This is a genomic window from Yersinia alsatica, from assembly GCF_902170305.1.
Classification (GTDB): domain Bacteria; phylum Pseudomonadota; class Gammaproteobacteria; order Enterobacterales; family Enterobacteriaceae; genus Yersinia; species Yersinia alsatica.
Window position 1 is genome coordinate 496,512 of sequence record NZ_CABHWW010000011.1, and the last position, 23,445, is coordinate 519,956.

Below are 23,445 nucleotides of genomic sequence, written 5' to 3' on the forward strand. Positions count from 1 at the left end.
AGCCATTTTGTGCCGCTATTAGCCAACTTTACCTCAATTTACACTAACAACCGCCCGCTAGAGACGTGGTGTTTTATGCTGTGCTGCCGCTATCAAGTATGCAGATTTGCTGGTTAATCCTTCACTAGCCGTTACAGAACACCGGGATACCTGTGAACTACTGAGATCGACTGAGGAGAAGCACTGATGCTGAGTTTAACCGCTGTAAATCAATACTATGGTCAGAATCATATCTTATGGGATATCAATCTGGAGCTTCCCCGTGGCCAATGTACTTGCCTGATTGGCCGCAACGGCGTAGGCAAAACCACGTTAATTAATTGCATCATGGGGCATCTACCAATTAAGAGTGGCACCATGACCTGGCAGCCTAACCATGAGCCGCCACAGAACTTGCTTCAACAGCCCGTGGAGGGGCGCAATGCGCTGGGAATTGGCTATGTGCCACAAGGGCAGCAAATTTTCTCTCAATTGAGTGTTGAGGAAAATATGTTGATCGCCGTGTTAGCCGGTCGGCATAAGTCGCGTCATATTCCGGGTTGGGTGTTTGACTTATTCCCCCTGTTATATGACAAACGCAGCCAGCGTGGCGGAGAACTCACCCGCAATCAGCAGCAGCAGTTGGCTATCGCCAGAGCACTGGTTGCCGAGCCGGAGTTGCTAATCCTTGATGAACCGGGAAGCGGCACATTGCCGCCGCTAAGTGAAGATATCGGCAATATCTTGCACCAACTCAGCCGAAGCTTGGGTATGACAATATTGCTGGTTGAGCACCGTTTACCTTTTATTCAACACGTTGCCGACAGATTCTGTTTAATGGCCGGAGGAAGGAATGTGGCACAAGGGACATTAGATCAATTGGATGAGAATATGATTATTGAGCATTTGGCCAGTTGATATGGCTCAACGCGCTCTTCGCACTGGCGAGTCAGTTACGGCATTAACCGGGCTAATCATTTCAATTAGCCCTTAATTTATATTGCCTTTAATTCACCGGATTTTTCTTTGTGTTCACTAATAAACTTAAATCCAAATAATTCCCGAGGTCACGGCGCTCCGTTGCGGGAGATGTCGCAAGGTCAGCCAGATGAGGGATTACCCCCAGTAATGGCGCGTTTATCATCCGTATCAATGTTGCCATATATTCAGGTTGCCGTACTCCTGCCGGGATAACCTCATTTGCCACCCACCCTGCCAGCGTCAATCCGGCCTGCTGGATAGCCAAAGCCGTCAGTAATGCATGATTGATGCACCCCAACTTTACCCCAACAACCATAATGACCGGTAATTGCTCCTGCTGTACCCAATCGGCAAAAGTCGCTTGTGGCGAAAGCGGAGTAAACCAGCCCCCGGCTCCTTCAACCAGCACCCAATCCGCTACTTGCTCAAGTTGCCGCAAACCTTGCGATAAGGTAGGCAAATGAATCTCGCACCCTTCACTTAGGCTGGCAATATGTGGCGAGGTAGCCTCTAACATTGTCAGCGGATTGACTTGCGAATAGCTCAACACTTCGCTGCTATTGGCCTGTAATGCCAGAGCATCACTGTTGCGTAAACCATCAGCCGTCATCTGGCTACCTGATGCCACCGGCTTATACCCTGCAGTGCGGTAACCCATCAGTGCTGCGGCTTGCAGTAATGCACAACTGGCAACAGTTTTACCGACATCAGTATCTGTGCCGGTGATAAACCAACGTTTAGTCACGATAAATAACCCCATAAACCAAATGGTAACTCAGCGGGTAGTAGCCAGATTGCGTGCTATAAGCTCGTTGCAGCGCCATCAGACGTTGGCGACCACTTAACCCTGCCGCACGCCCCTGATGCAAATGCGTAGCACCAATCCCCTGTAATGAGCGCATAAGGGCAATGACATCAGGAAACTGCTGCTGATGTAACTGCGGTGTCAGAGTGTGTCGATACCCTTGGCAAGCAGCGCTAATATGCTGAAATGAAAGAAAATCGTTCACATGCCGCTTACCATCAATCTGCTGCCACGCCTGCCCCAACTCATCCAGAGATCCGCTTGCCAGAGTAGAAAACAAAACCACGCCCCCCGGGCGCGTAATCCGATGCAACTCAGCCAGCGCCAGCGGTAAATCAGCACACCACTGCACTGCTAAATTACTAAAACAGATATCAACGGAGTGATCCGCCAGCGGGATAGATTCAATATCACCCAGCAGATAATCATCAGCGGCCTGCTGTTGCTGAGCATGCGCTAACATGCCCGCAGCCAGATCCAGTGCAATCACATGCTTACCTAACTCACGCCAGCGACGGCTAAAATGACCGGTACCGCACCCGGCATCCAGCACCGACATCCCGGGGTGCTGCGCCGCCAATGCCAATAAGATGTCGCCCGTTTCACGCTGTAAGTCAGCGGCTGTATCGTAGCTGCCTGCCGCGCGACTGAATGCCGCAGCAATTGCCGGTTTATTGATTGTTGATTTATTCGCTTGCGGTTTATTCACCCACATCGACCGCAGATTCTCAGTGGCAAATGCCATAAAGCACCTCCAGCAACCGGTCAATATCATCACTCTGATGAGCGGCGCTCAGAGTAATGCGCAACCTGGCACCACCCGGTGGAACCGTCGGTGGGCGGATAGCCGTAACCCATAAACCTGCAGCGCGCAGTTGCTCTGCCAATGCCAGCGTTTGCTGGTTGTCACCCACCAACAGTGGCTGAATTGCCGTTTCAGATGCCGCTAATTGCAGTGGCAACTCAGCCGCACCACGACGAAATTGCGCAATACGGTGTTGCAGCTGCTGGCGTAAATCATCGCCTTGTTGAATACGTGCCAATGCGGCTTGTAAGGCACAGGCCTGAGCCGGCGGCATCGCGGTGCTGTAAATCAGGTGGCGAGCATATTGCAGCAGGTATTCGGCTACTGGTTCCTGACACAATACTGCCGCACCACTTAGGCCAAATGCTTTACCAAAAGTGACCACCAGCAGTTCAGGTTTAACACCTTGATCCCAGCAACTCCCCCGGCCAGCAGCGCCACGGACGCCAATGCCATGTGCATCGTCGACTAATAACCAGCTCCCGCTGGCGGCAGTGTGTTGCTGCAAAGCGGCCAATGGCGCACTGTCGCCATCCATACTAAAAACCCCTTCGGTAATCACCAAAGTTTGCCCCGAACAGGGCTTATTGAGCAGGTTTTGCAGTGAATCAGCTTGATTATGGGCAAAACGCCGCAGTTGGGCGGGAGAGTGCGCCGCCGCTTCCAGCAAAGACGCATGACTGAGTTTATCTGCCAAAATCCGGTCATCGGCGCCAGCTAACGCCGCCAGCACTCCCTGATTCGCGGCATAACCGGAGATAAATAATAAGGCGCGTGGATAACCCAACCAATCCGCAAGCTGCTGTTCCAATTGAGCATGTGGCTGACTATAGCCGGTGACGTGACCGGAGCCGCCGCTACCAACACCATAGCGCGACGCCCCTTGCTGCCAAGCGGCAATCACCTCGGGATCTTGGCTGAGCCCCAGATAATCATTGCTGGAAAAGTTAAGATAACTTTGCCCAGCTAATTGCAGCCAGCGCCCATTGGCGCAGTCATTCACTTGACGAGAACGATAGGCCGAGGCCTCGCGCCGCTGTTGCAGCCCACTTGCTATCTTGTTTTGCCAACTCATCAGACTGCCGCGTTATAAAATTGTGCACTGTCGGCATGCAATAATTGCTCGGTCAACACTTGCTGCTGTTCGTGATCACCTTTATCCGTTGCTGTCTGTTGCGGGTTCAGCCCCAATTTGCGGAATAACTGCAAATCCTTATCTTCTTCCGGATTGGGAGTAGTCAGTAGTTTGCAGCCGTAGAAAATGGAGTTAGCGCCAGCCATAAAGCACATTGCCTGAGTTTGCTCATTCATTTGCTCACGCCCGGCAGAGAGCCGCACATAAGACGTTGGCATCATGATTCGGGCAACCGCAATGGTGCGAATGAACTCAAAAGCATCCACATCTTCGTTATTTTCCAGCGGCGTACCCTTCACTTTTACCAGCATATTAATCGGCACACTTTCCGGTGGTTTAGGTAAATTCGCCAGCTCAACCAATAATCCAGCGCGGTCGCGTACGGTTTCCCCTAACCCGACAATCCCGCCAGAACACACCTTAATACCGGCATCGCGCACTTCGCTGAGTGTGTCGAGCCGCTCCTGATAACTGCGAGTGGTAATAATATTGCCGTAGAATTCTGGCGACGTGTCCAGATTATGGTTGTAATAGTCCAGCCCGGCGTCTGCCAGCCGATGAGCTTGCTGCTTATCCAGTGTACCGAGCGTCATACAGGTTTCCATGCCCATCGCTTTGACGCCTTCCACCATTTTTTCCAGATAAGGCATATCACGCTCATGTGGGTTTTTCCAAGCCGCCCCCATACAGAAACGGGTTGAACCGGCGGCTTTAGCTTTTTTCGCTGATTCTAATACTTGCTCAACTTGCATGAGTCGCTCACTTTCCAGCCCGGTTTTATAGCGAGAACTTTGCGGGCAATATTTGCAATCTTCCGGGCAAGCACCGGTTTTAATCGACAGCAGCGTACTGACTTGCACTTGGCGCGGATCAAAATGCTGACGATGAATTTGCTGCGCTTCAAACAGTAAATCCAACAAGGGTTTTTCAAACAGGGCCTGGGCTTGCCCTACTGTCCAGCGAATATAATTTGCCATTACGGCTTCTCCAAGGAAGAGAAAAAAGTGTCGTCAGTGTAAATAAATCCGATATACTGTCAACCATTCTTGCATTAATTTGGTTTACAATGGGTTCTTATGACACCTTCTGACCTCGCTTTTGATCAACGCCATATCTGGCATCCCTATACCTCAATGACTGACCCGCTCCCCTGCTATCCGGTGGTAGCGGCCGAGGGCGTTGAGCTACAACTGGCAGACGGTCGGCGCTTGATTGATGGCATGTCGTCATGGTGGGCCGCTATTCACGGTTACAATCACCCGGCACTCAACCTGGCGGCACACCAGCAGTTGGATAAAATGTCGCATGTCATGTTTGGCGGAATTACCCACCCCCCAGCAGTCAAACTCTGTAGGCAGTTGGTCGATATGACGCCTGCAGCACTGGAATGCGTGTTTTTAGCTGACTCCGGCTCGGTGGCGGTAGAAGTTGCGCTGAAAATGGCGCTGCAATATTGGCAGGCAAAAGGGGAATCGCGCTCGCGTATTTTGACGCTGCGCCATGGCTACCACGGCGATACCTTTGGCGCGATGTCGGTTTGTGACCCTCAGAATTCCATGCACAGTTTGTATCGCGGTTATCTGGCCGAAAATCTGTTTGCTTGCGCACCACAATGCCGATTTGACGAGCCTTGGAACCCTGAAGACATCACAGATTTTGCCGCGATGATAGCCAAGCATTCCAGTGAAATTGCGGCAGTGATTTTGGAGCCAATAGTGCAAGGAGCGGGCGGGATGCGTATCTATCACCCTGCTTATCTGCGCGAGGTTCGGGCATTGTGTGATCAACATAATATTTTGTTGATCGCCGATGAAATCGCCACCGGTTTTGGTCGTACCGGTAAGCTGTTTGCTTGTGAACATGCCGAGGTGGTGCCGGATATTCTCTGTTTGGGTAAGGCGCTAACTGGCGGCTATTTGACACTATCAGCCACTCTGACAACCCGCAAAGTGGCAGAAACTATCAGTAACGGTGATGCCGGGTGCTTTATGCACGGGCCAACATTTATGGCCAATCCACTGGCTTGTGCTGTCGCCTCTGCCAGCCTGAGTTTGCTGGCTGAGAATCACTGGCAGCAGCAGGTTGCGGCGATAGAGAGTCAATTACAGCAAGCATTACTGCCACTGGCAGAACACAGAGCCGTCGCTGATGTGCGGGTATTGGGGGCTATCGGCGTCGTGGAAATGAGAGAGGCAGTTAACGTCGCCCATCTGCAACGCGGTTTTGTCAAACACGGGGTGTGGATACGGCCCTTTGGTAAACTTATTTACCTGATGCCGCCTTATATTATTTCGCCACAAGCACTAACCCAGCTTACTGATGCCGTGATTGTGGCGGTAGGCAAGCGCTAACAAAATAATTTAATAGGCGTTATTGTCGACGTCAGTTTGGATGCGGACAGCGCACAGTAACCGGAATGTACACAGAGTACGTGAGGATTGCGAGCACTGCCCAAATTCAAAATGACAAGTAAAATAGCCTATCGCGCCAGGATACTTACCCACATTGGGCCTTTACCTACCGGATAGCGCGCCAACGTTGTCAGTTGACCGCTGTTCTGGTCGATACGATACACTTCAATGTGATCGGATTTCTGACCGGAAGAGATCAGGAAGTTACCGCTGTGGTCAATATTAAAGCCGCGCGGTTGTGCTTCAGTCGGATGATGCCCAACCAGTGCAATCTCACGCCCATCGTCAGAAACACTAAAAATGCCCAGCAAGCTGGCAGTACGGTCGCTAATATACAGATGACGGCCATTTGGCGTGATATGAATATCTGCCGCCCAGCGGGTATCGGTAAAGTCAGCTGGCATCGCATCCAATGTTTGAATTAGCTGATAATTCTGCCCATTACTGCTGATTTGATAGACGTCGACCGAGCTATTCAGCTCATTCACACAATAAGCAACCTGATGATTTGGATGGAAAGCCATATGACGTGGGCCAGCACCCGCGGCAACAGTGATATCTGCCTGTGCATGTGGCGTCAGTTTGCCATCAACACTCAAATCAAATAACCGCACTTTGTCTTCTTTCAGGCAAGGCACCAACAGTATCTGATTAGTTGGGTCAATATTTGCTGAGTGAGGTGCCGGTAAACCATCTAATTGCTGAATAGGTGCTTGTACCACACCATGCTCATCAATAGGACTGATGCTGACGCAGTTGAAGCTATAAGAAGCAGAGAACAGGAAACGACCTTGTAAATCGGTACCAATGTGGGTCGGGCTACCAGGAAGTGGTGCCATACCGGCGGCGGTCAAAGTCCCTTCATCACTAATGTTGTAGCTGACGATACCAAAATCAGGACGAACCCCAACATAGAGATGACGCTGATTCGGGTTGATTGTCATTGGCTGCACCTGACCCGGCACATCCACTGTTTGCAGTAAGGTTAATTCACCAGCGGAACCTAATTGCCAGACGTGAATCTGCTGACTGTCTGGGCTTGCCACGTAAACCACTTGCTTCATCTTTACTCCTTAGTCGAGCCTGTTGGGCAATTCTGTCCAGGCAAATTTGTCTTGCGCGCCAAATAAGCCCTTAGCCAAATGTTTTTCATTAACTCATCATTTTAGCCTAGCTTACCTGACTGAACAGACATAACAACAGTCCGCCATCGCGCTGATTAAACTTATCCTGCTTTTTTATCGGCACTGAGCGGCGTTAATAAGGAAAGAGCTGAAGAAGTAGACAAAAAAAGGAGCAATCATAATGATTGCCCCCTTAAATCGAGGTGATTAGAAGTTGTATTTCACGCCCAGCATCGCGCTGGTGTCGCTGTAGCCTTTATTGCCAATCTGCTGACCAACATTACCCCACAAATTAAGCCGCTTACTGAGCTGACCCTCTACGCCCAGTTTCAGTTCAGCGATATTGGCGGCCCCGGCTTGTTTGACGGTGACATTATCCATAACAGTGCCAAAATCTTTGGTGTTGTGGATCCAGTTAGCTTCAACAAATGGCTGGAATACCCGCTCCTTGCCTTTATCCTGGCTACTGTAACCCTGCATAAAGGCTTTCACCCCAAGGCGGGTTTGGATATTGCCATCACCAATACCTGAAACGTTAGTACCATTATCTTCTTTATGAGAATCAGCTTTCACTCCCATCCAAACGACCTGAGCTTTCGGCTGAATAAAGTAACTGCTGTTCAAGCTTTCGCCTACTTTAAAGGTATAGCCTGTCTCGACAGAGGCTGTAACACCGCTGGATTTGTAACTTTCGGCTGCCAGATCCTGTCCTTCAACCCGGTTATTAAACCAGCTGTATTGCGCCCAGCTATCCACATATAAGCCTGACTTATCGGCTTCATTGGCATACCAAGTGCCATACATTCCAAGGCTATAGCCATCGACAGAGGAACGAGCACTGTAACCAGATACACGGGATTCGGTCCGGCTCTTGCTGTTACCGTAGCCACCCATGATGCCCAGATGGAAACGATCGGCATCATTATTGCTCCACTGCGCAATATCGCCCCCCAGTTGCAGCACATAGCGATTGCTCTGAGTACCCAATTGATCATAGCTGTCTCTGGAACGAGTATGCCCGCCCTCATTACGCATCCACAGGCTGGTGACTTTCTGCTCACCTGTGAAGGCATCGATATATTGAGTTTCTCCTAAACGGTCATGCAACCGCGTGACAAACATATTGTTGGCTGCGGCCAGGTTAGCGGAGTAGCCACTAGCTTCCGGGCGCTCAACTTTCTGTTTCTGGTCAGGTTCAACCACACCCGGAGAGGTTGGATCGACAGGCTCAGGTGGGTCGAGCGGAGTAATGATCGGCGCAGAAGCATTAGTTAAATACCAGTGGCTGCTATTACCATCATGGCTGCGGCCTAAGCTGCTATCGTGCCCGCGATTCAAGCTGTAGTCATAAGCGCCAGCGACGATACGCCCTGATTGGATAAATTCACCATCAGATTCACCATTAACCCGAATCAACTCAATACCCTCGAGGGTTTCATTACCCGCCCCACCGGCATTTCTCACTACGACGTAAGTCGTCCCAGAGGTGTTGCCCTCAATTAAGAGTTTATCGGTTTCTGAAGCATCGTCATTCAGTGCGGTATTAAAATAGATATAGCCGCCGTCACTGTGATAATTGCCGGTCACCGTCAATGTTTTAAAGGTGGAGCTATTATTAACATAATTAACAATGGCTCCATTGGTTAAATTCAAGGAGCTCAAGTTTGAATCGCCGAACATATTCCAAATACTGGAATTACCACTCATTGCCAAATTAATGGTGCCATTATTGCTGCTGCTACTGCCAAGACTTTTCGTTGTCCCGTTAAAAACAGAACCTTCAGCAAGGCTCAAGTCAATTAAGCCGCCTTTCTCTGCCAGAATATTGCCATCAATATGGAAAACGCCGGTAGTTGATTGATTATTAACAGCATCATAAGACTTTATTTCTGAACCTGCACCTGTAGCGTAAATAGCATTCGAATTATTGCCACTCACGTTAATTGCCAAGCCACCCAGTATATTAATGATACCGCCACGGGTATTGGTAGTAGTCCCGGCACTTGCTTTTAGACCGTTAGCACTAGTACCGCTGGTTTTCACCTTGGAGCCATCACCTAAATTCACAACACCACTTTTATTGGCAAAAACTCCATCGGCTGAATTACCAGAGGTTGTAATTGAGCTATCTTTACCGATAGTCACACTGGCCGATCCTGTTTGCCCAGTATCTCCCACTTCACGGTTACCGGCATAAACACCATAACCCAAGCCATCAATAGAATTTGCTCCTGAACCTTCAGTTCTGATGTTAGCCCTGTCGCCTAAGACAATATTATTATACTGCCCTGCGGTATTGGTAAGGTTGGCACGTACACCAATACCATCTTTAGCGAAGATTTCTGCATCACTACCCAGTGTAATTAGGCTTGAACCCGTGCTGTTACCGGCATTGATGCCGTCACCCGAAGACCCTAATGCATAAATAGTGGCATTATTGCCAACAGTAATGATGGCCGGATTACTAGCAGGCGCCGCTGATTTTACCTGTATCGCATCAGCTTTGATACCTGATACACTGATGTACAGATAATTGCCAAATTTCATCTCACCGGCCTGGTTCTTATATAACCCGACAACGGCATTAGTCGGACTGGAAACTAAATTAAGTGTATTGGTAATAGAGTAGCCGTCGCCAAAAGTACCTTCCCAAAAAGTGGTGTCAGTACAAATGGTTAAATTACATCCAGCAAAACTTTGGGCACTAAATAAGCCCATCGCCAATGAAATGATAATAGTTATTCTTTTCTTTCTAAAAATTCTAGCGGGTGAATTCTTCATATTAATGTCCTGGTTTTTCTGTACAAAATTAAAACAAATTAAGGCTTGTAACTTTTGTGAATTTTTTATTTTTAATAGAACTAGGGTCTTTTTTATTTTCCTAAAAAAACAAATAGAAGAGTTTATTAATTTCAAGCGGAATGTAGCACCAATCGGCAAGTAAATAATGTAAGAACACATCACCATTGGCTGTGTGAATCTTCCTACAATTTATTGAATTCAAATTTATTTAATTTAAATTCAATAAATTGACTTAAACTTACACATTGCAAGGCATAACAAAAATGACAATTAGTTGATTAAGATCATTTAAAAGTTCATTAGCAGCTTTGATGTTTCGTTTATGTTTCATTTAAAATAGAGTTATTAAACCCAATCACATTTAAATATTTCTTGAGTGTAAAAATAACTGCATTATCTGCTTTTAGGCTAATGTCGAGCTGATGCTGACCTCGCCGGGCTAGTTTAATCAGCCGCCTATCCGGTGTACTATCAGAAAATACTATTCAGACATATTATTTTCACACTTAGAATTAGGGCCACTATGACATACCGTATAATTGCATTGGATCTGGACGGCACACTGTTAGATAGCAAAAAACGTATTCTGCCGGAGTCCTTATCCGCATTAGCGCAAGCACGCGCTGAGGGCGTGAAAGTGGTGGTGGTTACAGGCCGTCATCATGTAGCGATTCATCCGTTTTATCAGGCGCTACAACTCGACACTCCGGCTATTTGCTGTAACGGCACCTACATTTATGACTATCATGCTAAAAAAGTGTTGGACTCCAATCCATTGCAGCCTCAGCAGGCGGTTCAAGTCTTGCAACTGCTGGAGCAAACCCATATTCATGGGCTGATGTATGTAGATGATGCCATGCTCTATCAACAAACCAGTGGGCATGTTATTCGCTCTCTTAGCTGGGCCGAGTCATTGCCAGCAGCACAGCGCCCGACACTTCTGCATGTCGATAGCTTGCTGGATGCCGCCCACAGTGCCACTGCCATCTGGAAATTCGCTACGTCCCATGCAGATATCGAGCAGCTAAAAGCTTTTGCTACCATGGTAGAAGATGAAATGGGGCTGGCCTGTGAATGGTCATGGCACGATCAGGTAGATATCGCTCAGGCCGGGAACAGCAAAGGGAATCGCCTGCAACAATGGGTTGAGTCGCAGGGGATGAGTATGAAAGATGTCATCGCCTTTGGTGACAACTTTAACGACTTAAGTATGCTGGAGAGCGCGGGTCTGGGTGTGGCGATGGGCAACAGCGCCGATGCCATCAAACAGCGGGCTGACTTGGTGATTGCCGATAATGAACAGCCGGGGATTGCTGCCGTTATCCGCCAGCATGTTCTAGCCTGATCCCCTGCATCTTTCATGTTGCAGCCGTGTTGGCTACCAACAAAAAGCGCCTCAATTAAGGGCGCTTTTTTGTTGCTTCGACAGTATCGATGCTGAGGTTAGTTCTTGCGATTAAACGATACGCTTTTTATCTGTGCATAGACCCATTGACCGGGTTTTAGCCCTAATTCATCTCTGGCCCATGGCGTAATTCGTGCCCATAGCCATTGATCGCCAATAGCAAGTTTGACATCAATCTGCCCATCAACCTCAAGACACTCGGTTATTTTTACCGGCAAGATATTGCGGATACTGCTGTTTTGTGGCGGCTGCAATATCAATGAAACATCCGCTGCATTGATACGGATACGCATTGAGTCACCCTCTTGCGCATCCAGCTTACCAACCCACAAACGCTGGTCACCTAAAGCCAGTGCCGTCATCGCATAGCGGTCATGGTGACCAATCACACTCACCCGTAATATGCTGCTGGGTTCTTCCCGTTGCAGCCACGGACGTAGTGCACTACTGGCCCACACCTCTTCTAACTCGCCGACAGCGCGAACTTTACCGGCATCCATCACTACCACTTGATCAGCCAAACGCAAAATCTCATCCATGCTGTGGCTGACATACAGAATGGGGGTATTAACATCTTTCCCCAGCCGCTCCAGATAAGGCAGCAACTCCCGCTTGCGCGGCAAATCCAGTGAGGCGAGTGGCTCATCCATCAACAGCAGCTCTGGTGCCGTCAGCAATGCACGGCCAATCGCCACTCGCTGCTTCTCTCCACCAGAAAGTGTTAACGGAAAACGCCGTAATAACGGCTCGATCCCCAACAACCCGACGATAGTATCAAACTGCCCGCGCATTGACGGGCTCATACCGTACTGCAAATTGCCTATCACACTATAATGGGGAAACAGACGGGCATCCTGAAACACATACCCTACCCGCCGCTTTTCCGGTGGCAGATAAATTTGCCGCTCGGCATCCACCAGCACCCGGCCATTAAGCACCACTTTGCCTTGCTGTGGGCGAGTCAAGCCACCAATCACATTGATTAGCGAGGTCTTACCCGCGCCAGACAAACCAAAAATCGCGGTGATACCCTGTGCGGGTAAATTAGTGGACACTTGCAAATGCAAGTCACCCAGTTGTTGACTGAAATCCAACTCTAGCATGGTGCCCCCATGCGTTTTTTACCCCAACGAGCCAGCCACTCAGACAACAACAGAGAAACCAATGAAAGAATAATAGCAATAACACATAGACGCCCCGCAGCGGCCTCCGCTCCCGGCGTTTGAATCAGGGTATACATCGCTAGCGGAATGGTGCGCGTTTCACCGGGAATGTTCGACACGAAGGTGATGGTCGCGCCAAACTCCCCCAGCGAACGGGCAAACGACAATACTGTTCCGGCAATGACCCCAGGCAAAGAAAGCGGCAACGTGATGGTGAAAAATACTCGCCACGGATTCGCACCTAAGGTGCGCGCTGCTAGCTCCAAACGGGTATCCACCGCCTCTAGCGCCAAACGAATAGCCCTGACCATCAGCGGGAAAGCTACCACCGCCGAGGCTAGTGCGGCACCGCGCCAACTGAAACTGAAGTTAATGCCAAACCAGCTATACAACCATTCACCAATAAAGCCGCGCCGCCCCATGCTCACCAGCAACAAATAACCGATGACGACGGGAGGCAATACCAGCGGTAAATGAATAATGCTATCTAACAATGATTTACCGGGAAAGCGGCAGCGCACTAGAATCCATGCCATCAGGATACCTAATGGCAAACTCCACACCACCGCAACACCAGAAACCTTCAGGCTAAGAATAATTGCCTGCCACTCATACTCGCTCAATATCATTAGCGTGGGGTAAATCCATAATTTTTGAAAATAGCGGCCGCTGCTGGGGTTTTCAGATAATCATAGAAAGCAGTAACGGTCGGATTTTCATGGCCCTTAACAATTGCCATTGGGTATTCAACCGGCTTATGAGTTGCTTCCGGGAATATTCCAACAACCTTCACTTTCTTACTGGCTATAGCATCTGAACCATACACAATACCCAGTGGTGCTTCTGAGCGCTCAACCAATGTCATGGCATTACGTACGTTATCAGCACGCGCCATTACCGGTGCTAGCGTTTCCCAGGCACCTAAATTCTCGAGTGCTTCTTTGGCGTAAATACCCGCCGGAACGTGGTCAGGATCGCCGACAGCCAAGCGGCCGCCATCCAGCAATTTCTTCCAGTCGGTTTTTTTATCAATCTCAACTTTATCAATTTTGCTGTCTTGTGGCGCGATCAACACCAATTCGTTACCTAACAAAGTATAGCGCGTACTGGCAACTATTTGTTGCTTATCAATCGCATAATCCATCCATTGCTGGTCAGCAGAAATAAACAGATCGGCGGGAGCACCTTGCTCAATCTGGCGTGCCAGTGTTGAAGACGAGGCAAAGGAAGAGACCACATCAACCTGCTTCTCTTTTTTATACTGCGCGGCAATGTCTTGTAGTGCATTAGTCAGAGAAGCCGCAGCAAAAACCGTAATATTTTCGGCGGCCATCGTCGTGCCGGAAAAAGCTGCCAGCAATGCTGCACTTGCTACCCATTTACTAACTTTTCCGTATTGATTCTTCATGTTGTTCTCCGGGTTAATGAAATCGTTATATACATTGAAATATAACGTAACATTATAGGCAGGTCATGCAGTTTATCGACAAGATGTGAGCTTTCTTGAGTTATAGGAGTCATGCAGGGAAATGAAACAAAAGGCAAAAACGAAAATGCCCAGCGTTCACACGCCAGGCATTCAGAAATCGTATACAACAGACCTAATTAATTAGGAGCGTTCTTTGCTATGACCGGTCTTGGAAATGATGTTGAACAGTTCACCCAGCCCATAGATCAAGCCCAAAATCACTGCCATCACCACGGGAACCATGACTACAGCAAAGACCAGACTTTTCAATAGTTCTAACATGCCAGCCTCTCAGTTTACTACTTAAAGAGCGATAACCCACGTTATCACAATAAACATTATGTATTCACTGTAAATTATATCAGCAATGAATAAGCTCGGTTATTTTAACCAACAATAAAAGAATGTAACCTGCCAAACGTGCGGTTTGTGGCTCAACCTTGCGTACTTGCCGTTGATTGGATATACACAACCTATTGAGTCACAATAACCGTTTCCCGCTGGAGCAAAAAATATGCAGGCCGAAATCCTACTCACTCTAAAACTTCAGCAGCGACTGTTTGCCGATCCCCGCCGCATTTCATTACTGAAGCAAATACAGAACACAGGTTCTATCAGTCAGGGGGCAAAACTGGCTGGCATTAGCTACAAAAGTGCTTGGGACGCCATCAATGAAATGAATACATTGGCGGAAGAAACACTGGTTGAACGGGCAACTGGCGGCAAAGGTGGTGGCGGTGCCTTTTTGACCGGCTATGGTGAGCGCTTAATTCAGCTCTATGATTTACTTGAGAAAATTCAGCAAAAAGCCTTTGATACTCTGAAAGCTGATTCTATGCCGCTGGATAGTCTGTTAGCCGCTATTTCACGTTTTTCACTGCAAACCAGCGCCCGCAATCAGTTTTTCGGTACTGTGATTGAGCGCGACCATCAGCAAGTTCAACAGCATATCAATATTCTGCTGTCTGATGGTAAAACCCGTTTATCTGCCGCCCTAACCCAGCAAAGTGCCGATCGGCTACAGCTTTCCGCAGGTAAAGAAGTGCTGGCCTTGATCAAAGCTCCGTGGATAAAGCTGGTTACAGATCAAGCACTGGCAGGAGCTGCTGATAACTCCCTGCCCGGTAAGGTGGCAAGTATTGAGCCGGGTAATGAACACAGTGAAGTTATCGTGGCTCTGGCAGGAGGGGCTAGTCTCTGCTCGACACAAAGCAACAGTGAATTACATAAACTGAATTTGCGAGTGGGTAGTGACGTTATTGCACAGTTCAACGCAGATAGAGTCATTATCGCGACACTTTGCTAAATAATTAAGCAAAAGCACTCAACGTTAACAGAATATTTACCTGTTGACTTTTTCCCCCTTTCCGCATATCCCTAACACTATTATTGTGTTGCAGAATATGGGAAAGATGATGTCTGAGTTGCAAATATCGCAAGGTTGTTTTCGCCTGAGTGACACCCGGACACTCACCTTGCCAGAGTTACGCATTCTTTCTGGTGATAAAGGACAACCTGCCGATAGCTGGGCATTTGTCGGGGCTAACGGCAGTGGTAAATCGGCGCTCGCCAAAGCGCTATCCGGGGAACTGACTCTACTGACAGGCACCCGCCAGAGCAATTTCAACCATATTGTGCGTTTATCATTCGAACAACTGCAACAGTTAGTCAGTGAAGAATGGCAGCGCAATAACACCGATTTACTCAGTGCTGATGAAGACGATTCTGGGCGCACGACCGCTGAAATCATTCAGGAAGAAGTGAGCGATTCATCGCGATGTCAGCAACTGGCAACTCAATTTGGTATCAGTCATTTACTGTCACGTCGTTTTAAATATCTGTCTACCGGGGAAACGCGCAAAACATTGTTGTGCCGTGCATTAATGCCACAACCCGACTTGCTGATTTTGGATGAGCCGTTTGATGGCCTGGATGTCTCCGCTCGTGCTCAGTTGGCGGAAATGCTATCCACCCTTTCAGCGCAAGGTGTCACGCTGGTGTTGGTGCTTAACCGCTTTGATGATATCCCAGATTTTGTGCAACATGTCGGCGTGCTGGCGGATTGCCACTTATCCCACACCGGCCCGCGCCAACAGATTCTGTCCGAAGCTCTGATTGCTCAGCTCGCGCACAGTGAAAATATTGATGGGCTACAACTACCGGAAGCTGAATCCCCACAACAGCAAGCTCGCTTACCTCAAGATAAGCCGCTGATTATTTTGCGTAATGGGGTAGTTGAGTACAATGACCGTCCGATTTTGCACCACCTGAGCTGGCAGGTTAACCCCGGCGAACACTGGCAGATTATCGGCCAGAATGGTGCGGGGAAATCAACCTTACTCAGCCTGATTACCGGCGACCATCCGCAAGGTTATAGTAATGATTTAACCTTATTTGGCCGCCGCCGGGGAAGTGGTGAAACCATCTGGGACATCAAACGCCATATCGGCTATGTCAGCAGCAGCCTACATTTGGATTATCGGGTCAGCACTAACTTGCGGACGGTAATTTTATCAGGTTTCTTTGACTCAATTGGTATTTATCAGGCGGTATCTGATCGCCAACAACAACTTGCTGATCAATGGCTTGCCTTACTTGGTTTTTCTGCCAATACAGCAGACCAGCCTTTCCACAGTTTATCCTGGGGCCAGCAGCGATTGGCATTAATCGCTCGAGCACTTGTTAAGCACCCTGCGCTATTGATTCTTGATGAGCCGTTGCAAGGTTTAGACCCGCTTAACCGTTTGTTAGTACGGCGTTTTATTGATGTGATGATTGGCGAGGGCGATACTCAACTGCTGTTTGTCTCTCACCATGCTGAAGATGCGCCACTGTGTATTACTCATCGTTTAACTTTTGTGCCTGATGGCGATATTTATCGCTATCACCAAGAGGAACTTCCTCATTAAATATGAGTAAAAAATATATCTCATGATATTACTCCGGAAATAATGAGAATTTTTCTCAACGGAGCTGAGAGTCATTGGCATTCGGCTATGCTACTATTCCCGCTGTCAGCCATCATTGATGCTGACGGCGGATAACCGCTTTATATTAGCTGGCTTAGAATATGGACTTAATAGTAAAGGGATGACTTATGTGGGGCGTACTAGCTGCATCACTGCTTTTCTTATCAATTAACCGGGTACTCTCCCTGTTTCTCTTAGCTCTTTCCTTATCGATTGCGCTTTATCATGGGGTTCTGACACTGCCATCAGCGGCATTCTTGCTGCTAACGTTGGTTGCGGCACTACTGCTGAAAAAATACCGCCAACGGAAATGGTTGGCTGTTGGCCTTGAGCTGCTCTTGGTGTTAGCCGCCATCGCCTTGTTCCTGCATCTGGTACCTGGATTTAACAATCTGAAAGTATTGGATAAAGTGAATGTCGGGCCACTCAGTGCGGCCTTTAGCATGTATTACAATCTGGATAAGGCACTGGTGCCCTTTATCCTGCTCGCCTGCCTGCCAACCTTATTTGTGGCTAAAAAGCAGCTATCAGTCAGTAAACTTGGCTGGATTAGCTTGATAGCCAGTGTACCTGCGCTACTGCTGCTGGCTGTCGCCTTAGGCGGCTTGAAGATTGAGATGCACACGCCAGCATGGTTTGGCTCTTTTGTTATCGCCAATGTTTTCTTTGTTTGCCTGGCTGAAGAAGCGCTTTTCCGGGGTTATTTGCAACAACGTTTAAGCCAATGTCTTGGCAACTACCCGGCACTGCTGATCACCGCGCTACTCTTTGGTGCTGCACATTTTGCTGGCGGCCCACTGTTAATGGTGTTTGCGGCATTAGCTGGGGTGATTTATGGTCTGGCGTGGTTGTGGAGTGGCCGTTTGTGGGTAGCCGTCGCATTCCATTTCGGCCTGAACTTGATGCATCTGCTGTTCTTTACCTATCCACTGTACGTGGCTCATTAATCCTTAATGACCCGACTATCCTCAACAGCCGATAGCTAGCAAACAAACTCATCCCGATGACCCGACCCAAGTCAGTGATTCGGGTGAGTGAAAGCAGCTAACAACTCTCTGTGCCAAGGACGAAAATATCCCCAAAGTCATTGGTATTACAGCTAGGCAGCCAGCGAACTCATCCCGATGAGCTGACTCAAGTCCGTGATTCGGGTGAGTGAAAGCAGCTAACAACTCTCTGGTGCCAAGGACGAAGATATCCCCAAAGTCATTGGTGCTACAGCTAGGCAGCCAGCGAGCTCATCCCGATGAGCTGACTCAAGTCAGTGATTCGGGTGAGTGAGGGCAGCTAACAACGCTGTAGTGCCAAGGACGCAGGGGATAGGACATTCCTGCTAAATTGATGGATGAGAACGCTACCACTTCAGTTATCTTTGTCATGCCCGAGATTTCTACGATTTTTTACCTATCCTAGTTTATTCCCCCTGTATTTATGCTCCCACAGAGATTAAGCTAGAAAGAATTTAAATGTAAACGATTCCATTATTGAGCGCAGATCACCTTTTCTCACATAATGGCATGCTATCTTTCTTAGACAAAAGTCATTCGAGGAGTCTTTTATGTACGTTCTGGTAACAGGTGGTAGCGGTTACATTGGTAGCCATACCTGTGTGCAATTGATTGAAGCGGGCTATAAACCGGTGATCCTCGACAACCTTTGCAACAGCAAATCCAGCGTATTAGCTCGGATCAACAGTTTGACCGGCTACACCCCTGAGCTTTATCAGGGGGATGTCCGCGACCGCGCACTGCTCGACAAAATATTTGCCGCTCATCCTATTCATGCCGTCATTCATTTTGCTGGCTTAAAAGCGGTGGGGGAATCTGTCAGTAAACCGCTGGAATATTACGATAATAATGTTTATGGCACCTTAGTTTTGCTGGAAGCGATGCGCGCCGCACAAGTCAAAAACTTTATCTTTAGCTCTTCTGCCACGGTCTATGGCGATCAACCACAAATTCCTTATGTTGAAAGCTTCCCGACGGGCACGCCTTCCAGCCCGTATGGTCAAAGCAAATTGATGGTTGAGCAGATTCTGCAAGATGTGCAACTGGCTGATCCAAAATGGAATATGACCATTTTACGCTATTTCAATCCGGTCGGTGCGCATCCGTCAGGGCTGATGGGGGAAGACCCACAGGGTATCCCGAATAACCTGATGCCATTTATTGCACAAGTGGCGGTGGGCCGTCGTGAATCTTTGTCCATTTTCGGCAATGACTACCCAACCCCCGACGGCACTGGAGTGCGTGATTATATTCATGTGGTTGATTTAGCTGATGGCCATGTCGCTGCAATGAAAAAGCTACACAATCAGCCCGGCGTGCATATTTTCAATCTTGGCGCGGGCGTCGGCCACAGTGTTTTACAAGTGGTCGAGGCATTCAGCAAAGCTTGTGGCAAGCCGCTGGCCTACCATTTTGCCCCACGTCGTGAGGGTGATCTTCCCGCTTATTGGGCCGATCCCACCAAGGCGGCAGAGCGGCTGGGTTGGCGGGTCAGCCGCTCACTCGATGAAATGGCGGCAGATACCTGGCGCTGGCAATCCAATAATCCTCAGGGCTATCCCGATTAAGGTATTTCCATGACTGATTTTAACCCTGTGGATCATCCGCATCGCAGATATAACCCGCTGAGCGATCAGTGGGTGCTGGTGTCACCGCATCGGGCCAAACGCCCTTGGCAAGGCCAGCAGGAAGCACCTGCTACCGAGAGTTTACCGGCGCATGATCCTGATTGCTTCTTATGCCCCGGCAATACCCGAGTGACCGGTGATGTGAATCCTGACTACCCGTCAACCTATGTATTTACCAATGACTTTGCGGCACTGATGCCCGATACGCCTGACGCGCCACAAAGTAATGACCCACTGATGCGCAGCCAAAGTGCACGCGGGACCAGCCGAGTCATTTGCTTCTCGCCGGATCACAGCAAAACCTTGCCGCAACTGACATTACCGGCGTTGGAGCACGTCATCCAAACCTGGCAGCAGCAAAGTGCCGAACTGGGTAAAACGTATCCATGGGTACAAGTGTTTGAAAATAAAGGCGCGGCAATGGGTTGCTCCAATCCGCATCCTCATGGGCAAATTTGGGCGAATAGCTTTTTACCGAATGAAGCCGCGCGCGAAGACCGCTTGCAACAGCAGTATTTTCAGCAGCATCAATCCCCCATGCTACTCGACTATGTTGAACGCGAACGCCACGACGGTAGCCGAACCGTGGTTGAAACCGAACACTGGCTGGCGGTAGTGCCCTACTGGGCGGCATGGCCATTTGAAACTTTGCTGCTGCCAAAAGCTCATGTCCTGCGGCTAGAGGCATTGTCCGATGAACAACGCGGCGATCTGGCTATTGCATTGAAAAAACTGACCAGCCGCTACGACAATTTGTTCTCATGCTCATTCCCTTATTCAATGGGATGGCACGGTGCACCTTACAACACGGATGACAATACGCATTGGCAGTTACACGCGCATTTTTATCCACCACTGCTGCGCTCAGCGTCAGTGCGGAAATTTATGGTGGGCTATGAAATGCTGGCTGAAACCCAGCGAGACCTTACAGCAGAACAGGCGGCTGAACACCTGCGGGCAGTAAGTGATGTTCATTATCGAGAAGCTGGAGTCAAATAATGAGTTTAAAGCAGCATACCCAGGCCATTTTCCGTCAACAGTTTAATCATGAACCTGACATCACCATTAAAGCACCGGGCCGCGTCAATCTCATTGGCGAGCATACCGATTACAATGATGGTTTTGTCCTGCCCTGTGCCATTGATTATGAAACTGTAATCAGTTGCGGTAAACGCGATGACCGCCAGATTCGTGTTATTGCGGCTGATTATGAAAATCAGCAAGATATATTCTCGCTCGATGCGCCTATCGTCCCGCATCCAGACTACCGCTGGGCTGATTATGTGCGGGGCGTGGTAAAACATTTACAGTTACGCCATGCCGATTTTGGCGGTGCTGACCTGGTGATCAGTGGCAATGTGCCACAAGGGGCCGGTTTAAGCTCTTCCGCTTCCTTAGAGGTGGCGGTGGGTCAGGCGTTGCAGTCACTCTACCAACTTCCCCTGAGTGGCGTGGAGCTGGCGCTGAATGGGCAAGAGGCTGAGAACCAATTTGTCGGCTGTAACTGCGGCATTATGGATCAGTTGATTTCAGCGCTGGGCGAGCAAGATCACGCGCTACTGATCGACTGTCGCACCCTTGAAACTCGTGCAGTACCTATGCCAGAAAATGTGGCGGTGGTGATTATTAACTCAAATGTGAAACGGGGTCTGGTTGATAGCGAGTACAACACTCGCCGTCAGCAATGCGAAACTGCGGCTCGTTTCTTTGGCGTCAAAGCGTTACGCGATGTTGATCCTAACCTGTTTTTCTCGATCCAGGATGAGCTCGATCCCGTCGTAGCTAAACGCGCTCGCCATGTGATTACTGAAAATGAACGTACTCTGGCAGCGGCAGATGCATTAGCTGGCGGGGATTTGAAATTGATGGGGCAATTGATGCACGAGTCTCATATTTCAATGCGTGATGATTTCGAGATCACAGTTCCGCCGATCGACCACTTGGTGGATATTGTGAAATCCGTCATTGGAGAGCAAGGTGGTGTTCGAATGACTGGCGGTGGCTTTGGTGGCTGTATTGTCGCGCTAATGCCAACATCGCTGGTCGAACAGGTTCGTACTGCCGTGGCGCGGGAATATCCGCAGTACAGCGACGGGCGAACAGAAACTTTCTACGTCTGTCAGGCTTCACAAGGAGCGGGTTTATGCTGAAAAACGACGCTGCATCATTAAGCAGTGTTGACCAGTTAGCACCGGATGGTCACCCCTTTGAATTGACCGAATTGCATAATAAAGCAGGTATGAGTGTGACGCTGATGGATTGGGGCGCAACTTGGTTGTCTGCAATATTGCCACTCAGAGGGGGCGAAAAGCGTGAGTTACTGCTGGGCTGCCAGACACCTGCTGATTATCTGCGTCAAGCAGCATATCTTGGGGCAACCGTCGGCCGCTATGCCAATCGCATTGCTAATGCACAAATCACGGTGGACGGCGAAATCCTTCACCTGATACCCAATCAAGGTGTTAACCAACTGCATGGTGGCCCTGAAGGCTTCCATACTCGACGCTGGCAAAAAGTTAAACAGGATGAAAAGCAGGTCACTTACCAACTGCATTCTCCCGATGGCGATCAAGGTTTCCCCGGCAATCTCACTGCTGAAGTCCAATATCTCTTAACTGAAGATAACCGATTAGAAATTCACTATCAGGCACAGGTCGACAAAACCTGCCCAGTGAATCTGACCAATCATGCTTACTTTAACCTTGATGGCGAAGGGCATGATGTTCGGGCACACCGGTTGCAGTTGTTTGCCGACAGATATTTGCCGGTCGACAGTAACGGGATTCCAACCGGTGGGCTAGCTAACGTTGAGAAAACCGGTATGGATTTCCGCCAAGCCAAAACCTTGGCTCGAGACTTCCTGCAAGACCGCTGCCAGCAGCGGGTGAAAGGCTATGACCATGCCTATCTGCTGCATCGTACTTGTGGCGCCACCGAAAGCCCGGCGGCTCATTTGTGGTCGTCAGATAATCAGGTCCAGATGAGTGTCTATACCACGGCTCCGGCATTGCAGTTGTATAGCGGCAATTTCTTGGGCGGAACCCCCTCACGTAATGGCGGAACTTACGCCAGTTACACCGGCGTCGCACTGGAAAGTGAATTCCTGCCCGATAGCCCCAACCACCCTGAATGGCCGCAACCCGATTGTTGGCTAAAACCGGGGAAAACCTACCACGCGACCACCGTTTATCACTTTATTGCGTTATAACTGTTTTTATTTACGGCTGCCGACTACGCTTAACAGCATCTGTCAGGCAGCCGTACTGACGCCTCGCAGAATCCAACTTTCCTTATATAAACAGTGCCTCAATAAAGGGAACTCATATGCGTCTAACTACCCTATGGTTGCTCTCTGCCGGATTATTACTCAGTGCCAATGTGATGGCAGCAGAGACGGCTAAGACCCCCTCGCCCGCACAAGCCGCCCAGCAGAAAAAAATGACCGATTGTAATCAGCAGGCGACCACCCAATCACTGAAAGGCGATGACCGGAAGAAATTCATGAGCCAGTGCCTAAAAGCACAGGTTCATCCTGATGAAAAAGCGCTGACACCGCAGCAGCAGAAAATGAAAAGCTGTAACGCGGAAGCCGCCACCAAAGAGTTAAAAGGCGATGCCCGCAAAACCTTTATGAGCACTTGCCTGAAAAAAGCGGCTTAACCCCCCCCTCTATAATAACCATTCATAACCAAAGCCCCTGGAGTCGCAGGTAGGCGCAGCTAACGCCCCTGCGGCTTCACAAGCTACGGGTAATATGGGGTAT

21 protein-coding genes are annotated in these 23,445 nt (G+C 49.1%); 11 read left to right on the top strand and 10 right to left on the bottom strand.

Annotated features, from left to right (window positions below; genetic code table 11):
- Positions 1-186: 186 nt before the first annotated feature.
- Positions 187-897, top strand: coding sequence for a branched-chain amino acid ABC transporter ATP-binding protein (locus FTA96_RS09065; protein WP_050107703.1), 711 nt, complete (start codon positions 187-189; stop codon positions 895-897).
- 88 nt (positions 898-985) lie between these two features.
- Here the strand turns inward: FTA96_RS09065 and bioD are convergent, their stop codons facing one another.
- Genes bioD through bioB form a run of 4 tightly spaced genes read right to left on the bottom strand, consistent with a single transcriptional unit; the run spans position 986 to position 4,682 of the window.
- A complete protein-coding gene (gene bioD, locus FTA96_RS09070) occupies positions 986-1,705 on the bottom strand; it encodes a dethiobiotin synthase (protein WP_145573626.1) in 720 nt (239 codons plus the stop codon).
- Positions 1,698-2,480 carry a malonyl-ACP O-methyltransferase BioC gene (gene bioC, locus FTA96_RS09075; protein WP_172665445.1) on the bottom strand — a complete coding sequence of 261 codons (783 nt, stop codon included), beginning with the start codon at positions 2,478-2,480 and terminating at the stop codon, positions 1,698-1,700. The genes bioD and bioC overlap by 8 nt, the downstream gene beginning before the upstream one ends.
- 13 nt (positions 2,481-2,493) lie before the next feature.
- A complete protein-coding gene (bioF, locus tag FTA96_RS09080; protein ID WP_050107709.1) occupies positions 2,494-3,645 on the bottom strand; it encodes an 8-amino-7-oxononanoate synthase in 1,152 nt (383 codons plus the stop codon).
- A complete protein-coding gene (bioB, locus tag FTA96_RS09085) occupies positions 3,645-4,682 on the bottom strand; it encodes a biotin synthase BioB (RefSeq protein ID WP_050107711.1) in 1,038 nt (345 codons plus the stop codon). Before bioB ends, bioF begins: the two co-directional genes overlap by 1 nt.
- Before the next feature lie 99 nt (positions 4,683-4,781).
- Here bioB and bioA point away from each other — a divergent pair, with 99 nt between their 5' ends.
- Positions 4,782-6,056 (top strand): adenosylmethionine--8-amino-7-oxononanoate transaminase, encoded by a 1,275-nt coding sequence (gene bioA, locus FTA96_RS09090; RefSeq protein ID WP_145573627.1) that lies wholly within the window; start codon positions 4,782-4,784, stop codon positions 6,054-6,056.
- 128 nt (positions 6,057-6,184) lie between these two features.
- On the opposite strand, the gene pgl is transcribed toward bioA, so the two are convergent.
- Both pgl and FTA96_RS09100 read right to left on the bottom strand, forming a co-directional pair.
- On the bottom strand, positions 6,185-7,180 hold the full coding sequence (pgl, locus tag FTA96_RS09095; protein WP_145508217.1) for a 6-phosphogluconolactonase: 996 nt from the start codon (positions 7,178-7,180) through the stop codon (positions 6,185-6,187).
- 267 nt (positions 7,181-7,447) lie between these two features.
- Positions 7,448-9,958 carry an autotransporter outer membrane beta-barrel domain-containing protein gene (locus tag FTA96_RS09100; protein WP_145573666.1) on the bottom strand — a complete coding sequence of 837 codons (2,511 nt, stop codon included), beginning with the start codon at positions 9,956-9,958 and terminating at the stop codon, positions 7,448-7,450.
- A 607-nt stretch (positions 9,959-10,565) separates the two neighbouring features.
- Between FTA96_RS09100 and FTA96_RS09105 the strand changes: the two genes are divergently transcribed.
- Complete coding sequence (locus FTA96_RS09105) at positions 10,566-11,387, top strand: pyridoxal phosphatase (RefSeq protein ID WP_050133361.1); 822 nt, start codon at positions 10,566-10,568, stop codon at positions 11,385-11,387.
- Between the two features lie 98 nt (positions 11,388-11,485).
- On the opposite strand, the gene modC is transcribed toward FTA96_RS09105, so the two are convergent.
- The 4 genes from modC to FTA96_RS09125 form a co-directional block, all read right to left on the bottom strand.
- Entirely contained in the window at positions 11,486-12,550 is a 1,065-nt protein-coding gene (gene modC, locus FTA96_RS09110; RefSeq protein ID WP_050107720.1) for a molybdenum ABC transporter ATP-binding protein ModC, read from the bottom strand.
- Positions 12,544-13,239 (bottom strand): molybdate ABC transporter permease subunit, encoded by a 696-nt coding sequence (modB, locus tag FTA96_RS09115; protein WP_050107722.1) that lies wholly within the window; start codon positions 13,237-13,239, stop codon positions 12,544-12,546. Before modB ends, modC begins: the two co-directional genes overlap by 7 nt.
- Complete coding sequence (modA, locus tag FTA96_RS09120; protein ID WP_145573629.1) at positions 13,239-14,018, bottom strand: molybdate ABC transporter substrate-binding protein; 780 nt, start codon at positions 14,016-14,018, stop codon at positions 13,239-13,241. Before modA ends, modB begins: the two co-directional genes overlap by 1 nt.
- A 201-nt stretch (positions 14,019-14,219) precedes the next feature.
- Positions 14,220-14,360 carry an AcrZ family multidrug efflux pump-associated protein gene (locus FTA96_RS09125; protein ID WP_050107726.1) on the bottom strand — a complete coding sequence of 47 codons (141 nt, stop codon included), beginning with the start codon at positions 14,358-14,360 and terminating at the stop codon, positions 14,220-14,222.
- Between the two features lie 232 nt (positions 14,361-14,592).
- On the opposite strand from FTA96_RS09125, the gene modE reads away from it, so the two are divergent.
- The 8 genes from modE (at position 14,593) to FTA96_RS09165 (ending at position 23,342) form a co-directional block, all read left to right on the top strand.
- Entirely contained in the window at positions 14,593-15,384 is a 792-nt protein-coding gene (gene modE / locus FTA96_RS09130; RefSeq protein WP_145573631.1) for a molybdenum-dependent transcriptional regulator, read from the top strand.
- Positions 15,385-15,493: 109 nt separating this feature from the next.
- Complete coding sequence (gene modF, locus FTA96_RS09135; RefSeq protein ID WP_145573632.1) at positions 15,494-16,987, top strand: molybdate ABC transporter ATP-binding protein ModF; 1,494 nt, start codon at positions 15,494-15,496, stop codon at positions 16,985-16,987.
- A gap of 188 nt (positions 16,988-17,175) precedes the next feature.
- Positions 17,176-17,994 (top strand): CPBP family intramembrane glutamic endopeptidase, encoded by an 819-nt coding sequence (locus FTA96_RS09140; protein ID WP_145573634.1) that lies wholly within the window; start codon positions 17,176-17,178, stop codon positions 17,992-17,994.
- A 611-nt stretch (positions 17,995-18,605) separates the two neighbouring features.
- Positions 18,606-19,622: a UDP-glucose 4-epimerase GalE gene (gene galE / locus FTA96_RS09145; RefSeq protein ID WP_145532804.1), complete on the top strand. Its 1,017-nt coding sequence runs from the start codon at positions 18,606-18,608 to the stop codon at positions 19,620-19,622.
- 9 nt (positions 19,623-19,631) lie between these two features.
- Positions 19,632-20,681 (top strand): galactose-1-phosphate uridylyltransferase, encoded by a 1,050-nt coding sequence (gene galT, locus FTA96_RS09150; RefSeq protein ID WP_145573635.1) that lies wholly within the window; start codon positions 19,632-19,634, stop codon positions 20,679-20,681.
- Complete coding sequence (gene galK, locus FTA96_RS09155) at positions 20,681-21,832, top strand: galactokinase (RefSeq protein WP_050133368.1); 1,152 nt, start codon at positions 20,681-20,683, stop codon at positions 21,830-21,832. The genes galT and galK overlap by 1 nt, the downstream gene beginning before the upstream one ends.
- Entirely contained in the window at positions 21,826-22,890 is a 1,065-nt protein-coding gene (gene galM, locus FTA96_RS09160) for a galactose-1-epimerase (RefSeq protein ID WP_145573637.1), read from the top strand. The genes galK and galM overlap by 7 nt, the downstream gene beginning before the upstream one ends.
- Positions 22,891-23,006: 116 nt before the next feature.
- The gene (locus FTA96_RS09165; RefSeq protein WP_050107743.1) at positions 23,007-23,342 is read left to right on the top strand and encodes a PsiF family protein; all 336 of its coding nucleotides are present in this window, start codon (positions 23,007-23,009) and stop codon (positions 23,340-23,342) included.
- Positions 23,343-23,445 lie beyond the last annotated feature (103 nt).